Below are 13,568 nucleotides of genomic sequence, written 5' to 3' on the forward strand. Positions count from 1 at the left end.
ACCGGTTCCTCGGTCGGTCTTCCGATCGGTCTCTGCGCTGGTCAAACGGACCTCTCCCATAAAAAGCGATCATATGGGGCATTGCAGTCCGTGGTGATGTCCGGAGGGCCGCGGCCTGGTCAGGGCCGCGGACCCCGGCGACTCATTCGGTGGGCTCGACCACTCGTTCGGGGAGTTCCGCCGCGAGTGCGGCGGCCGCCTGGACGAGGGGAAGAGCCAGCAGGGCCCCGGTTCCTTCTCCCACAGTGACGCCGTGATCGAGCACGGGGTTGAGCGCCATCCGGTCCAGTGCCTTGGCCTGGCCGGGCTCGCCGCTCGCCTGTCCGGCCAGCCACCAGTCCGGGGCCCGGAAAGCGGCCCGCTGGGCCACCAGCCCGCAGGCCGCCGAGACGACCCCGTCGAGGATCACGGGGGTACGGCGCACCGCGCACTGGAGCAGGAAGCCGGTGATCGCGGCCACGTCGGCGCCGCCGACGGTGGCGAGCAGCGCGACCTGATCCCCGAGGACGGGCCGGGCGCGTCGCAGCGCGTCGCGGATCGCCGCGCACTTGCGCATCCAGGTCAGGTCGTCGATCGGCATGCCGCCGCGGCCGGTGACCACGGAGGCGTCGGTGCCGCACAGGGCGGCGACGAGGGTCGCGGCGACGGTGGTCCCGCCGACGCTCAGGTCGCCGAGGACGACCAGGTCGGTCCCGGAGTCGGCCTCCTCGTCGGCGATCTGGATCCCGAGGCGCAGCGCGGCCCGGGCCTCCTCGGTCGTCAGCGCGTCCTCCACGTCGATCCGCCCGCTGCCGCGCCGGACGCGGTGCTTGGTGATCTCCGGAGGCAGCAGGTCGAGATGACAGTCCAGGCCGGCGTCCACGATCCGTACGGAGGCGCCGAGCCGCGCGGCCAGGATCGCCACCGGGCTCCGGCCGTCCAGGACGGCCCGCACCAGCTCGTGGGCGCTGCCGGCGGGACGCACGGAGACCCCCTCGGAGGCCACTCCGTGGTCGGCGGCGAACAGCACGACGCGGGGCCGCTCGATCGGCTTGACCGGCACATGGCCCTGCGCGGCGGCGAGCCACTCGGCGAGTTCGTCGAGCCGCCCCAGCGCCCCGACCGGCACGGCCAGCCGTTCACGGCGTTCCTCGGCGTCACGCCGGACGCCCCCGTCGGGGCGCTCGATCAGATCGGAGAAGTCGTCGAGATTCAGCGTGGTCATTTGCCAGAGGGTACAGCGGCCCCTAGGGCCTGTCGTCAAACCCCCGTCTGCCCCGCGACGCCTGGCACGCGAGTTTGACGACAGGCCCCAGCGGCGCCCGAACGGTCCGTGCGCCGCGTTTCGTTGCAGGTGCCCGCGGCTACTGCTTCAGGACCAGCGCCTGCCCCGCCACCACCAGGAGGACGTGCTCGCACTCCCCGGCGACCCCCGCGTTCAGCCGCCCCAGCTCGTCGCGGAACCGGCGCCCCGACGCGGTCGCGGGGACCACGCCCGAGCCGACCTCGTTGCTCACCAGCACCACCGGCCTGCGGGTCGCGCGGACGGCGGCCACCAGCGCTTCGGTCCGTTCCCGCAGCTCCGCGGCGCCCTTGTCCGCCCAGACCGCGTCCTCCCAGGCACCGGCCCGGTCCATCGCGTCCGTGAGCCACAGCGCCAGGCAGTCGATGAGCAGCGCCGGGCCCTCCTGTTCCAGCAGCGGCACCAGATCGCAGGTCTCCACCGTCCGCCAGGACGAGGCCCTGCGCTCGCGGTGGAGCCCGATCCGTGCGGCCCATTCCGCGTCGCCCTCGCGCGTACCGCCCGTGGCCACGTAGACGACCTCCGGGTAGCCGGTCAGCCGGCGCTCGGCCTCGTACGACTTGCCGGACCGGGCCCCGCCCAGGACCAGGGTCCGCCGCGGCACTTCGGGCGCCGGCCGGTACTCCCCGGCCGCCACCGTGGTCCCGTCCGCCACCGTCCGCGCGCCCGCGGCGGCGCACCGGCGCTCCAGTTCCGCGCCCGGCGGGGTGTCGTGGTCCAGGTGGACGGCGATCACGTCCGTCGCCGGGCCCACCGCCCCGCTGGCCCGCAGCCGCGCCAGCGCCTCCGGCCGGCCGAGCACGTCCGCGAGGACCACGTCGTACGGACGCCGCCCGCTGGTGCCCGAGGTCCCGGCCGGGGCGCCGCCCGGCGGCAGGTACAGCATCCGGGCACCGTCGGGCCCGGTCACCTCGTACCCGGTGCCCGGCGCGTCCATCGGCACGGCCCGCACCCGGTGCCCGGAGATCACCGCGAGCTCCCGCCCGTCCGGCACCCGCCCGGCCGCCGGCAGCCCCGGCGGCAGCTCCACGGGGGGCCCGTCGTGCGGGTGGGTCAGCAGGACCTGCCGTACGGCGGCCAGCGAATGCCCCGCCCGGGCGCCGGCGAGCACCGCCCCGGGGGTCAGGTCCAGCAGCAGCGCCCCGTCCACGAGCACGGAGGTGGCGGCGCGCGCCCGGGGCCCCACGGAGAGCGCGCAGGCGGCGCAGGGACAGCCGGGGCGGGGCAGTCCTTCGGGTGTGCCGGTGCCGAGCAGAGTGAGTTCCACAGGATGATCCTCCCGCGTCGCCGGGACTGCTGCGCGCCCGGTTAGTCTGCGGGCACACTCAAGGCGAGAAGCGTGTGAGAAGCGGACGAGCAACGGAGGCGGACATGGCGTGGACGTGGCGGTTCGAGACGGCCGACGGCGATGAGACGAGCCCGTCGGTGGTGCCGGAGGAGTTCACCACGCAGGGGGACGCCGAATCCTGGATCGGCGAGTACTGGAAGGACCTGCTGGAGGGCGGTACCGAACAGGTGAAGCTGTCCGACGACAACGGGGTCCAGCTCTACACGATGAGCCTGCGCGAGGCCGCGGAACTCTAACCGGCGCGGACCGGCGCCGACCGGCGCTGACCGGTCAGGCCGGATCAGGCCGGATCAGGCCGGGGCGCGCGAGAGCCCGGACCCCTCAGGGGGTCCGGGCTCTGCCGTGTCGTGGTGCCCGGGGGCCGCCCGGGCGCTCAGCCCCGTACGCCGCACAGGTGCAGCAGCGCGGCGACCCCGCGGTAGGGGTCGGTCCGCCCGGCGCGGTCCTCGGCGGCGAGCAGCCCCTCCAGTTCCGCTTCGTCGGGGAGCTTGTCACCGGCCTCGGTGCCGTCGGTGAAGACGCGTACGCCGTACCAGGTCTGCAGCGGGGCGCCGATCCCCGACAGGGTCGCGGTCAGCGTGGCCAGCCGGTCGGCGCGTACGTCCAGGCCCAGCCGGTTCGTATAGTCGACGCCGTCGAAGGCGGCCAGCGCGGCCGTCCAGTCGCCGTGCAGGCCGGGCCGCATCGCGAGGGCGTCGCCGTTGCGCACCAGCAGGGACAGCAGTCCGCCGGGCGCCAGCATCCGGGCGAGCCCGGCGACCATGGCGTCCGGCTCGGGCAGGTACATGAGGACGCCGTGGCAGAGCACGACGTCGAAGCTGCCCGGCAGGAAGTGCGCGCCGGTCTCCCGGCCGTCGCCCTCCATGAGGCGGACGCGGTCCCGGATCCCGGGGGGCTCGGCGGCCAGCACCTCACGGGCGACGGCCAGCATGGCCGGGTCCTGCTCCAGACCGGTCACCATGTGCCCGGCGCGGGCCAGGCGCAGTGCCTGGGTGCCCTGGCCCATGCCGACGTCGAGGACGCGCAGCCGCTGCCCCACGGCGAAGCGCTGCGCGATCTGCTCGTCGACCTGACGGCCGACGAGCTCTTGGCGCACCACGTTGCGGAGCCCGCCCAGGCCTTCGAGCCAAAGACGGGCCCCGTCCGTGAAGCCACCCCCGCCGAACGCTCCGGGCGTTCCTCGGCTCAGGGCCGTTCCCCGCGCTTGACCTGCGGCTTCGGCAGACGCAGCCGGCGCATCTGGAGGGTGCGCATCAGGCCGTACGCGACGGCGCCGCGCTTGGGCTCGTTCGGGAAGCGCTCGTTCAGGGCCTTGCGCAGGCGGATGAACATGCCGACGGAGTCGACGATGATCAGCGCGATCACGCCGAGCCACAGCAGGAGCGCGATGTTCTGGATGGACGGAACCCGCACCATGCTCAGCACCAGGATGATCACGGCCAGCGGCAGGAACATCTCGGCGACGGAGAAGCGGGAGTCCACGAAGTCGCGCACGTACCGGCGCACGGGACCCTTGTCGCGGTTGGGCAGATAACGCTCGTCGCCATTGGCGAGGGCCTCGCGCTGCTTGGTCATCTCGACCCGGCGGCGCTCACGAGCTCGCTTGGCATCCTCCTTGCGGTTGCCGGTCGAGGCCACCACGGCCTTGCGCTGCGACTGGGCCACAGCACGCTTCGGCGTCGGGCGGCCCTTCGGGGCCTGAGGGTCACGGGACTGCGAGAGGTCGGCGCTCACCTTGTCGGTGGCGGCGTCCTTCTCTTCCTTGGAGGATCGGCTACCAAACACAAACCCAAGGGTACGTGGTTGTGGCCACGCGCCCCATCCCGGCGGGGAACGATCCGGCAACGGCGGGCGTCCTTACCTGGGGGAGCACCTACTCCTTACGCCTGACACGGAGGACGAGCAGTCGTCCTGGAGGAGGAGCGCATCCCCGCTCGAACAGTGCGGTAATAGAGACAGGGCCCGTACTGTGGGTCTTGTTGGTGACCTGGAGCACAGTCCGTCTAGAAGGGGGCGCGCGAAGCCCATGAGCGGTGTCATGAAGCGTATGGGGATGATCTTCCGCGCGAAGGCGAACAAGGCCCTGGACCGGGCCGAGGACCCGCGCGAGACCCTCGACTACTCGTACCAGAAGCAGCTGGAGCTGCTTCAGAAGGTGCGCCGCGGCGTTGCCGACGTGGCGACCTCCCGCAAGCGGCTGGAGCTGCAGCTCAACCAGCTCCAGGGCCAGTCCAGCAAGCTGGAGGACCAGGGCCGCAAGGCGCTGGCGCTCGGCCGCGAGGACCTGGCCCGCGAGGCCCTGTCCCGTCGCGCCTCGCTGCAGCAGCAGGTCAGCGACCTGGAGGTGCAGCACCAGACCCTCCAGGGCGAGGAGGAGAAGCTGACCCTCGCCGCGCAGCGGCTGCAGGCCAAGGTGGACGCCTTCCGCACGAAGAAGGAGACCATCAAGGCCACGTACACGGCCGCCCAGGCGCAGACGCGGATCGCCGAGTCCTTCTCCGGCATCTCCGAGGAGATGAGCGACGTCGGCCTCGCCATCCAGCGCGCCGAGGACAAGACGGCGCAGCTCCAGGCCCGCGCCGGCGCGATCGACGAGCTGCTCGCCTCCGGCGCGCTCGACGACCGCAGCGGCCTCGGCTCCAAGGACGACATCCAGGCCGAGCTCGACCGTCTCTCCGGCGGGACCGACGTGGAGCTGGAGCTCCAGCGCATGAAGGCCGAGCTGGCGGGCGGCCCCTCCGCCCAGCAGTCGGCCATCGAGGGCGGCACCCCCGGCGCCGGCCAGCAGTCGCAGACCCAGCACCGGTTCGACAAGCAGTAGGACGGGGCCCGTCATGATTGTCCGCATCATGGGGGAAGGTCAGGTGGAGCTGGCGGACAGCCACTTCACCGAGCTCAACAAGCTGGACGACGAACTGCTCGCGGAGATGGAGAGCGGTGACGAGGCGGGCTTCCGGCGCACGCTGGGCGAGCTCCTCGAAGCCGTACGGCGCCTCGGCGAACCGCTGCCCGACGAGGCGCTGGAGCCCTCCGAGCTGATCCTGCCCGCCCCCGACGCCTCACTGGACGAGGTGCGGGAGATGCTCAGCGACGACGGGCTGATCCCGGGCTGAGACGTGAAGGAAGGGCCCACCCCCGTCGGGGTGGGCCCTTCCTCCGTTCCGGCCGCGTCCGTGCTGTCGCTGTCCGTGCCGTCAGTGCTTCTCGCTCTTGGAGACCTTCCGCTCCGGGTCCGGGGTCCCGCCGATGAAGTTCTCGAACCTGCGCCGCGGCGAGGCCCAGCGGCGGTCGTGGTGGAAGGCGCGCAGCCCCGCCTTGGCGCGGGCCTTCGGGCGGTTGACGTAGAACTTCTTCGCGTACGGGGAACCGGGCCGGGCGAGCCGGATCGCGCCGATCAGCGCGACGAAGGGGATGACCGTGCCGAAGAACGCGGTGCGCGGTTTGCCCTTCCACAGGGCGATCAGGGCCAGGAAGAAGTTGGTCGCCGTGTTCATGGCGACCAGCCCGCGGTTGTGCCGTTCGTCCTCGGTGAGGTCGTTGACCCCGAAGGGCAGGAAGCCGCCCAGCACCAGCGCCACGATCGCCGCCGTCAGGACCACGATCTCCACGCTCGTGCGCCCCTGCTCGCTCCAGTAGACGTCGTCCAGGTGCAGGATCAGCGCGAACTCGTCCAGCACCAGCCCCGCTCCCAGCCCGAAGATCACGGCTGACACGCCCGCCCCGAAGCTGTGCCGGGCGCTGCCGATGGCGCCGAAGCCGCCGATGATCACGAGGATCACACCGGGGACCACGTGGTGGATGTGCATGCCGCCCGGGGTGACGTTCTTGAAGGGCCCCCGGCCCGCCCGGATCATGCGGGTGATCATGCGGGTGACCAGGAAGGACAGGACGAAGGAGAGCAGTGCGAGGAGCAGCGGGAGCTTCCCCGGCTCCACGATGTTGCGATACCACCAGTGACCCATGCCACCACCTCCCGATTTGGGGCGTTATGGGTAACTTACCGGTCCCGTCGAGCGGGTAGCGTTCGCGCCGATGACAGATTCGTACGACGGCTCGCCCCTGACCCCGCCCACGGACCGGGCCTCCCTGCTCGACGGGGTCCGCTTCGCCTTCGGCACGCTCACCGTGCTGCCCGCGCGCATCACCCGCTGGGACCGCCCCGCCGCCCGCACCGGCATGGCCTGCGCCCCGCTCGCCGGGCTCGTCGTGGGGCTCCTCGCGGCCGTGCCCGGGGTGCTCCTGCTGCTGGGCGGCGGAGGTCCGCTGCTCGCGGCTGCCGTCACCGTGGCCGTACCGGCGGCCCTGACCCGCGCCCTGCACCTGGACGGCCTCGCCGACACGGTGGACGGACTGGGCAGCGCCAAGCCGGCCGACGCCGCGCTGCGCATCATGAAGCAGTCCGACATCGGCCCCTTCGGGGTGGTGGCACTCGTGTTCGTGCTGCTGGTCCAGGTCGCGGCGCTGGCCGACGCGTACGCCGACAGCTGGATCCGGGGGGCGCTGGCCGCCGTGGTCGCCGCCGTCACCGCCCGGCTCGCCATGACCCTGGCCTCCCGCGACGGGGTCCCCCCGGCCCGCCCCGAGGGGCTGGGCGCGGCGGTCGCCGGAGTCGTCCCGCTGGGCACCGCCACCCGGGTCGCCGCGCTCACGGTGGTGCTGTCCGGCGCGGCCGCACTGCCGCTGGGCCTGCCGGCGGTCGCGCAGCACGCGGTCGCGGTCCTGGCCGCCCTGCTGGCCGCGGAGGCCCTGCTCCGCCGCTGCGTGCGCCGCTTCGACGGGGTCACGGGTGACGTGTTCGGAGCCCTGGCCGAGGTCTCGGCGACGACGGCCCTGGTGGTACTGGCCCTGGGCTGAGGCCTCGCCACCGGCCGGGCCCGCCCCGGACCGCGCCGCGGGGGACGACGTAGGGTCAGGGCGTGGAAAAGACCCCGAACCAGGCCCCGACGCCCATCCGGGTGCTCCTCGCCGACGACCAGGCCCTGCTGCGCAGCGCGTTCAAGGTGCTCGTCGACTCCGAGGCCGACATGTACGTCGTCGGGGAGGCCTCCGACGGGGCGCAGGCCTTCGAGCTGGCGCGCACGGAGCGGCCCGACGTCGTGCTCATGGACATCCGGATGCCCGGCACCGACGGCCTCGCCGCCACCCGGCTGATCAGCGCCGACCCCGAACTGGCCGACGTGCGCGTGGTGATGCTGACGACCTTCGAGGTGGACGAGTACGTGGCGGCGGCCCTGCGGGCGGGCGCCTCCGGCTTCCTCGGCAAGGGCGCCGAGCCCGAGGAACTGCTCAACGCCATCCGCGTCGCGGCCGCCGGCGACGCACTGCTCTCCCCGGCCGCCACCAAGGGGCTCATCGCCACCTTCCTCGCGCAGGGCGGCGGCGACGGAACCACCCCCGCGGCCGGCGCCGCCCACGCGCAGCGCCTCGCCGCGCTGACCGGACGCGAGCGCGAGGTCCTCGTCCTCGTGGCGGCGGGCCTGTCCAACGACGAGATCGCCCGCCGGCTGGAAGTCAGCCCGCTCACCGTCAAGACCCACGTGAACCGGGCCATGTCCAAGCTCGGCGCCCGGGACAGGGCGCAATTGGTGGTCATCGCCTACGAATCGGGACTAGTCCGGCCCAGGGTCGAGTAGGCCGGCGCGGCTCGGAGCGGTTCTGCGCGGTTCGGGAGTAGTCCCGCCTACTGCGGACGCGGTATGCCCCGGATAAGGACGGGACCTGGGGGCGACGTCGGCGTGCCCGTGCGCGGGAGAGGCTGAGGGGCCCCGCGCGTGCCCGAAGGCACGGCCGTCCGTCATGCCTCGTCGACGTCACCGCGTCCCTGCAGAGAGATCCCCATACCCATGTTCCGGCTGTCCCGCTTCAGCCTCGCCCAGAGGGCGCTGATCGGCCTCGTGTCGCTCGTCGCGCTCCTCTTCGGCGCCATTGCCATCCCGCAGCTCAAGCAGCAGCTGCTGCCCTCCATCGACCTGCCGATGGTGACCGTGCTCGCGCCGTACCAGGGCGCCTCGCCCGACGTGGTGGAGAAGCAGGTCGTCGAACCGATCGAGGCCCTGCTCAAGGGCGTCGACGGCATCACCGGCATCACCTCCACCGCCAGCGAGGGCAACGCCCTCATCATGGCGACCTTCGACTACGGCGACGAGGGCACCAAGCAGCTCGTCGCCGATGTCCAGCAGGCCGTCAACCGGGCCCGCGTACGGCTGCCCGCCGAGGTCGACCCGCAGGTGATCGCCGGTTCCACCGACGACATCCCGACGGTGGTCCTCGCCGTGACCTCCGACAAGGACCAGCAGGCGCTTGCCGACCAGCTGACCAAGTCCGTCGTCCCCGCGCTGGAGGACATCGCGGGCGTCGGCCAGGTCACCGTCGACGGGGTCCGGGACCTCCAGGTCACCGTCACCCCCGACAACGCCAAGCTCGCCGCCGCCGGCCTCGACGGCGCGGCCCTGGCCCAGGGCCTCCAGGCGGGCGGCGCCACGATCCCCGCCGGCTCCTTCGACGAGGCGGGCAAGAACCGCACCGTGCGCGTCGGTTCGGGCTACACCTCGCTCGCCCAGCTGGAGGACCTGCGCCTCACCGCCGGACCGGGCAAGCCGGCCGTCCGCCTCGGCGACGTGGCGAGCGTGAAGCAGGAGCCGGCGAAGGCCGACTCCCTCACCCGCACCAACGGCAAGCCCAGCCTCGCCCTGGTCCTCACCATGGACAAGGACGGCAGCGCCGTCGCCATCTCGGACGCGGTCAAGGACAAGCTGCCCGAGCTCCGCACCACCCTCGGCTCCGGCGCCGACCTGGCCGTGGTCAGCGACCAGGGCCCGGCCGTCGCCAAGTCCATCTCGGGCCTGACCACCGAGGGCCTGCTCGGCCTGGTCTTCGCGGTCGTCGTGATCCTGGTCTTCCTCGGCTCGCTGCGCTCGACGCTGGTCACCGCGGTCTCCATCCCGCTGTCCGTCGTCCTCGCGCTGATCGTGCTGTGGACCCGCGACCTCTCCCTCAACATGCTGACGCTGGGCGCGCTCACCATCGCCATCGGCCGGGTCGTCGACGACTCGATCGTGGTCCTGGAGAACATCAAGCGCCACCTCGGCTACGGCGAGGAACGACAGAGCGCGATCATCACCGCGGTCAAGGAGGTGGCCGGCGCGGTCACCTCCTCCACGCTCACCACCGTCGCCGTCTTCCTGCCGATCGCCTTCGTCGGCGGCATGGTCGGCCAGTTCTTCGGCCCGTTCTCCATCACCGTCACCGCGGCCCTGCTGGCCTCGCTGCTCGTCTCCCTGACGGTCGTGCCGGTGCTCTCGTACTGGTTCCTGCGCGCGCCGAAGGGCGTCAGCGAGGGGGACGCCGCGAGCATCGAGAAGGCCCGCCGCGAGGCCGAGGAGAAGGAGTCCCGCAGCAAGCTCCAGCAGTTCTACGTACGGGCGCTGGGCCTGGTCACCCGCCGCCGGGTCGCCACCCTGGTGGTCGCCGTCGTGGTGTTCATCGCGACGCTGGGCATGACCCCGCTGCTCAAGACGAACTTCTTCGACCAGGGCGAGCAGGAAGTCCTGAGCATCAAGCAGCAGTTGCCGCCCGGCACCTCGCTGGCCGCCGCGGACGAGGCGAGCCGCAAGGTCGAGAAGGTTCTGGACGGGACCGACGGGGTCAAGGACTACCAGGTCACCGTCGGCTCCTCCGGCTTCATGGCCGCCTTCGGTGGCGGTACGGGCTCCAACCAGGCCTCCTACCAGGTCACCCTGGAGAACTCGGGCAAGACCGAGGCGGCCAAGAAGCACATCGAGACCGCCCTCAAGGGGCTGAGCGGCATCGGCGAGACCACCATCGCCGCCGGCGACGGCTTCGGCAGCCAGAACCTCAGCGTCGTCGTCAAGGCCGGTGACGGGGCCGTCCTGGCCCAGGCCGCCGAGCAGGTCCGCGCCGAGGTCGCGAAGATCGAGGACGTCACCGACGTCCAGAGCGACCTGTCCCAGTCCGTGCCCCGGATCTCGGTCACCGCCACCCCCAAGGCCGCGGAGTTCGGCCTGAACCAGGCCGCCCTCGGCGCCATCGTCGGCCAGGCCGTACGCGGCAACCCGGCGGGCAAGGCGGTACTGGACGACACCGAGCGGGACATCGTCATCAGGTCCGCGCAGCCGGCCACCACCCTGGCCGAGCTGCAGGCGCTGCCCGTCGGCCCCGTGAAGCTCGGCGACATCGCCGAGGTCAAGGAGGTCCCCGGCCCCGTCGCGATGACCCGGATCGACGGCGCCCGCGCCGCGACCATCAGCGCGAAGCCGGTCGGCGACAACACCGGCGCCGTCAGCTCCACCCTGCAGTCGAAGATCAAGGCCCTGGACCTGCCCGCGGGCGCCACGGCCACCATCGGCGGCGTCGGACAGGACCAGAGCGAGGCCTTCGGCCAGCTGGGCCTGGCCATGCTCGCGGCCATCGCGATCGTGTTCATGCTGCTGGTCGCGACCTTCCGCTCGCTGGTGCAGCCGCTGATCCTGCTGGTCTCCATCCCGTTCGCGGCGACCGGCGCGCTCGGCCTGCTCCTGGTCACCGGCACCCCGCTCGGCGTCCCGGCGCTGATCGGCATGCTGATGCTCATCGGCATCGTCGTGACCAACGCGATCGTCCTGATCGACCTGGTCAACCAGTACCGGGCCCAGGGCTACGGAGTGATCGAGGCGGTCGTCGAGGGCGGCCGCCACCGTCTGCGCCCGATCCTGATGACGGCACTGGCGACGATCTTCGCGCTGCTCCCGATGGCGCTGGGCGTCACCGGCGAGGGCGGCTTCATCTCGCAGCCGCTGGCGGTGGTCGTCATCGGCGGCCTGATCAGCTCCACCCTGCTGACCCTGCTCCTGGTGCCGACCCTCTACACGATGCTGGAGCTCCGCAAGGAGCGCCGCAGCGCGAAGAAGACGGCCCGCCTGACCGTGGTCCCGGCCCCGGCCGCCCCGGCGGAGGACGAGAGCCCCGTCAAGGTCTGACGGACGACGCAGGACCCGTACAGGCCGAAGGGCCGCCCCTCGCAGGAGGGGCGGCCCTTCGGGCGTTGCGGCAAGGTCCGCTACGGAAGCGCGAGCATCCGCTCCAGGGCGAGCTTGGCGAAGTCCGCGGTCTCCTTGTCGACCTGGATCCGGTTGACGAGGTTGCCCTCGGCCAGGGACTCCAGGGTCCACACCAGGTGGGGGAGGTCGATGCGGTTCATGGTCGAGCAGAAGCAGACCGTCTTGTCGAGGAAGACGACCTCCTTGTCCTCCGCGGCGAAACGGTTCGCCAGACGCTGGACCAGGTTCAGCTCGGTGCCGATGGCCCACTTGGAGCCGGCCGGGGCCGCCTCCAGCGCCTTGATGATGTACTCGGTGGAGCCGACGTAGTCCGCGGCCGCCACGACCTCGTGCTTGCACTCGGGGTGGACCAGCACGTTCACGCCGGGGATGCGGGCGCGCACGTCGTTGACCGAGTCGACCGAGAACCGGCCGTGCACCGAGCAGTGACCGCGCCACAGGATCATCTTGGCGTTCCGCAGCTGCTCGACGGTCAGGCCGCCGTTCGGCTTGTGCGGGTTGTACAGCACGCAGTCGTCGAGGGTCATGCCCATGTCGCGGACGGCGGTGTTGCGGCCCAGGTGCTGGTCCGGCAGGAAGAGCACCTTCTCGCCCTGCTCGAACGCCCACTCCAGGGCCTTCTTGGCGTTGGACGACGTACAGATCGTGCCGCCGTGCTTGCCGGTGAAGGCCTTGATGTCGGCCGAGGAGTTCATGTACGAGACGGGGACCGTGGCTCCGGCGATGCCGGCCTCGGTCAGCACGTCCCAGCACTCGGCGACCTGCTCGGCGGTGGCCATGTCGGCCATCGAGCAGCCCGCGGCCAGGTCCGGCAGGACCACCTTCTGGTCGTCCGAGGTGAGGATGTCCGCGGACTCGGCCATGAAGTGGACGCCGCAGAAGACGATGTACTCGGCCTCCGGCCTGGCGGCCGCGTCCTTGGCGAGCTTGAAGGAGTCACCGGTGACGTCGGCGAACTCGATGACCTCGTCACGCTGGTAGTGGTGGCCGAGGATGAAGACCTTGTCCCCGAGCTTCTCCTTGGCGGCACGGGCGCGCGCCACGAGGTCCGGGTCCGACGGCGAGGGCAGGTCGCCGGGGCACTCCACCCCGCGCTCGCTCTTGGGGTCGGCCTCACGGCCGAGCAGCAGCAAGGCAAGGGGCGTCGGCTGGACGTCCAAAGGCTGGTTGTCCAAAGGCTGGGCGGTGGTCACGACACGCACCCTTTCTGTTCTGCGACAAGGGACTTCTGAAGCCACTCTGAAGCCTTCGCTTCGACTTCTCGTCTATTTGACGTTATCTATCATAACTGCTTCACGTCACTTTGACGATGCCGATAGTGTCGATGTGACGAATTCGCCCGCCCGCCGCGGGCGCCTCGCGGGGACCCACCACCGCGCGGCGGTGTGCGAGCATGGAATTTCTGAAACACGCGTCGGGTCCCGGAATGAATCCGCGGTCCCGCTCGTTGCCACCGACGGCAAGAGTCCGACGTTTCCCCGCCTTGGGTGGGGAGCCGCCCACTTCGGGAGTGAATGCAGATGTCCGTACAGGACGAAAAGACCACCGTGAGCGACGGCATCCTCCTGTCCGACGCCGCCGCCGAAAAGGTCAGGACCCTGCTGGAGCAGGAAGGCCGCGATGACCTGGCGCTGCGCGTCGCCGTCCAGCCCGGCGGCTGCTCCGGCCTGCGCTACCAGCTCTTCTTCGACGAGCGCTCCCTCGACGGCGACGTCGTGAAGGACTTCGACGGTGTGAAGGTCGTCACGGACCGGATGAGCTCTCCGTACCTGCACGGCGCGTCGATCGACTTCGTCGACACCATCGAGAAGCAGGGCTTCACGATCGACAACCCGAACGCCACGGGCTCCTGCGCCTGCGGCGACTCGTTCAACTAAGCCCC

Annotated in this window: 13 protein-coding genes; 7 read left to right on the forward strand and 6 right to left on the reverse strand. The window is 71.6% G+C overall.

Translation table 11 applies throughout. The annotated features are described in order from the left end of the window. Nucleotides 1-142: 142 nt before the first annotated feature. Together cobT and OHA37_RS28200 are read right to left on the reverse strand one after the other, a co-directional pair. Nucleotides 143-1,204 (reverse strand): nicotinate-nucleotide--dimethylbenzimidazole phosphoribosyltransferase, encoded by a 1,062-nt coding sequence (gene cobT, locus OHA37_RS28195; RefSeq protein ID WP_266909366.1) that lies wholly within the window; start codon nt 1,202-1,204, stop codon nt 143-145. A 139-nt stretch (nt 1,205-1,343) separates the two neighbouring features. Continuing rightward, nucleotides 1,344-2,549, reverse strand: coding sequence for a bifunctional adenosylcobinamide kinase/adenosylcobinamide-phosphate guanylyltransferase (locus OHA37_RS28200; protein ID WP_266909367.1), 1,206 nt, complete (start codon nt 2,547-2,549; stop codon nt 1,344-1,346). Between the two features lie 104 nt (nt 2,550-2,653). Here OHA37_RS28200 and OHA37_RS28205 point away from each other — a divergent pair, with 104 nt between their 5' ends. Continuing rightward, the gene (locus tag OHA37_RS28205) at nt 2,654-2,866 is read left to right on the forward strand and encodes a hypothetical protein (protein WP_266909368.1); all 213 of its coding nucleotides are present in this window, start codon (nt 2,654-2,656) and stop codon (nt 2,864-2,866) included. Between the two features lie 137 nt (nt 2,867-3,003). On the opposite strand, the gene OHA37_RS28210 is transcribed toward OHA37_RS28205, so the two are convergent. Both OHA37_RS28210 and OHA37_RS28215 read right to left on the reverse strand, forming a co-directional pair. Then, a complete protein-coding gene (locus OHA37_RS28210; RefSeq protein ID WP_266913150.1) occupies nt 3,004-3,726 on the reverse strand; it encodes a class I SAM-dependent methyltransferase in 723 nt (240 codons plus the stop codon). Nucleotides 3,727-3,815: 89 nt separating this feature from the next. Continuing rightward, complete coding sequence (locus tag OHA37_RS28215; protein WP_266909369.1) at nt 3,816-4,415, reverse strand: DUF3043 domain-containing protein; 600 nt, start codon at nt 4,413-4,415, stop codon at nt 3,816-3,818. A 241-nt stretch (nt 4,416-4,656) separates the two neighbouring features. On the opposite strand from OHA37_RS28215, the gene OHA37_RS28220 reads away from it, so the two are divergent. Next, nucleotides 4,657-5,451: a PspA/IM30 family protein gene (locus OHA37_RS28220; RefSeq protein WP_266909370.1), complete on the forward strand. Its 795-nt coding sequence runs from the start codon at nt 4,657-4,659 to the stop codon at nt 5,449-5,451. A 13-nt stretch (nt 5,452-5,464) separates the two neighbouring features. Then, nucleotides 5,465-5,743, forward strand: a complete 279-nt coding sequence (gene pspAA / locus OHA37_RS28225; RefSeq protein ID WP_266909371.1) for a PspA-associated protein PspAA — start codon at nt 5,465-5,467, stop codon at nt 5,741-5,743. 81 nt (nt 5,744-5,824) lie between these two features. Here the strand turns inward: pspAA and OHA37_RS28230 are convergent, their stop codons facing one another. Next, nucleotides 5,825-6,592, reverse strand: a complete 768-nt coding sequence (locus OHA37_RS28230) for a hypothetical protein (RefSeq protein ID WP_266909372.1) — start codon at nt 6,590-6,592, stop codon at nt 5,825-5,827. A 70-nt stretch (nt 6,593-6,662) separates the two neighbouring features. Between OHA37_RS28230 and OHA37_RS28235 the strand changes: the two genes are divergently transcribed. The 3 genes from OHA37_RS28235 to OHA37_RS28245 all read left to right on the forward strand — a co-directional run bounded on the left by OHA37_RS28235 (nt 6,663) and on the right by OHA37_RS28245 (nt 11,605). Further along, the gene (locus OHA37_RS28235; RefSeq protein WP_266909373.1) at nt 6,663-7,484 is read left to right on the forward strand and encodes an adenosylcobinamide-GDP ribazoletransferase; all 822 of its coding nucleotides are present in this window, start codon (nt 6,663-6,665) and stop codon (nt 7,482-7,484) included. 62 nt (nt 7,485-7,546) lie between these two features. Further along, entirely contained in the window at nt 7,547-8,263 is a 717-nt protein-coding gene (locus OHA37_RS28240) for a response regulator (protein WP_266909374.1), read from the forward strand. A gap of 210 nt (nt 8,264-8,473) precedes the next feature. Further along, nucleotides 8,474-11,605, forward strand: coding sequence for an efflux RND transporter permease subunit (locus tag OHA37_RS28245; RefSeq protein ID WP_266909375.1), 3,132 nt, complete (start codon nt 8,474-8,476; stop codon nt 11,603-11,605). Between the two features lie 80 nt (nt 11,606-11,685). Here the strand turns inward: OHA37_RS28245 and nadA are convergent, their stop codons facing one another. Further along, nucleotides 11,686-12,888: a quinolinate synthase NadA gene (gene nadA, locus OHA37_RS28250; RefSeq protein WP_266909376.1), complete on the reverse strand. Its 1,203-nt coding sequence runs from the start codon at nt 12,886-12,888 to the stop codon at nt 11,686-11,688. 318 nt (nt 12,889-13,206) lie between these two features. Between nadA and erpA the strand changes: the two genes are divergently transcribed. Then, on the forward strand, nt 13,207-13,563 hold the full coding sequence (erpA, locus tag OHA37_RS28255) for an iron-sulfur cluster insertion protein ErpA (protein WP_243330017.1): 357 nt from the start codon (nt 13,207-13,209) through the stop codon (nt 13,561-13,563). Nucleotides 13,564-13,568 lie beyond the last annotated feature (5 nt).

Origin of the sequence: Streptomyces sp. NBC_00335 (assembly GCF_036127095.1) — a bacterium.
In the GTDB taxonomy this organism is placed as follows: Bacteria; Actinomycetota; Actinomycetes; order Streptomycetales; family Streptomycetaceae; genus Streptomyces.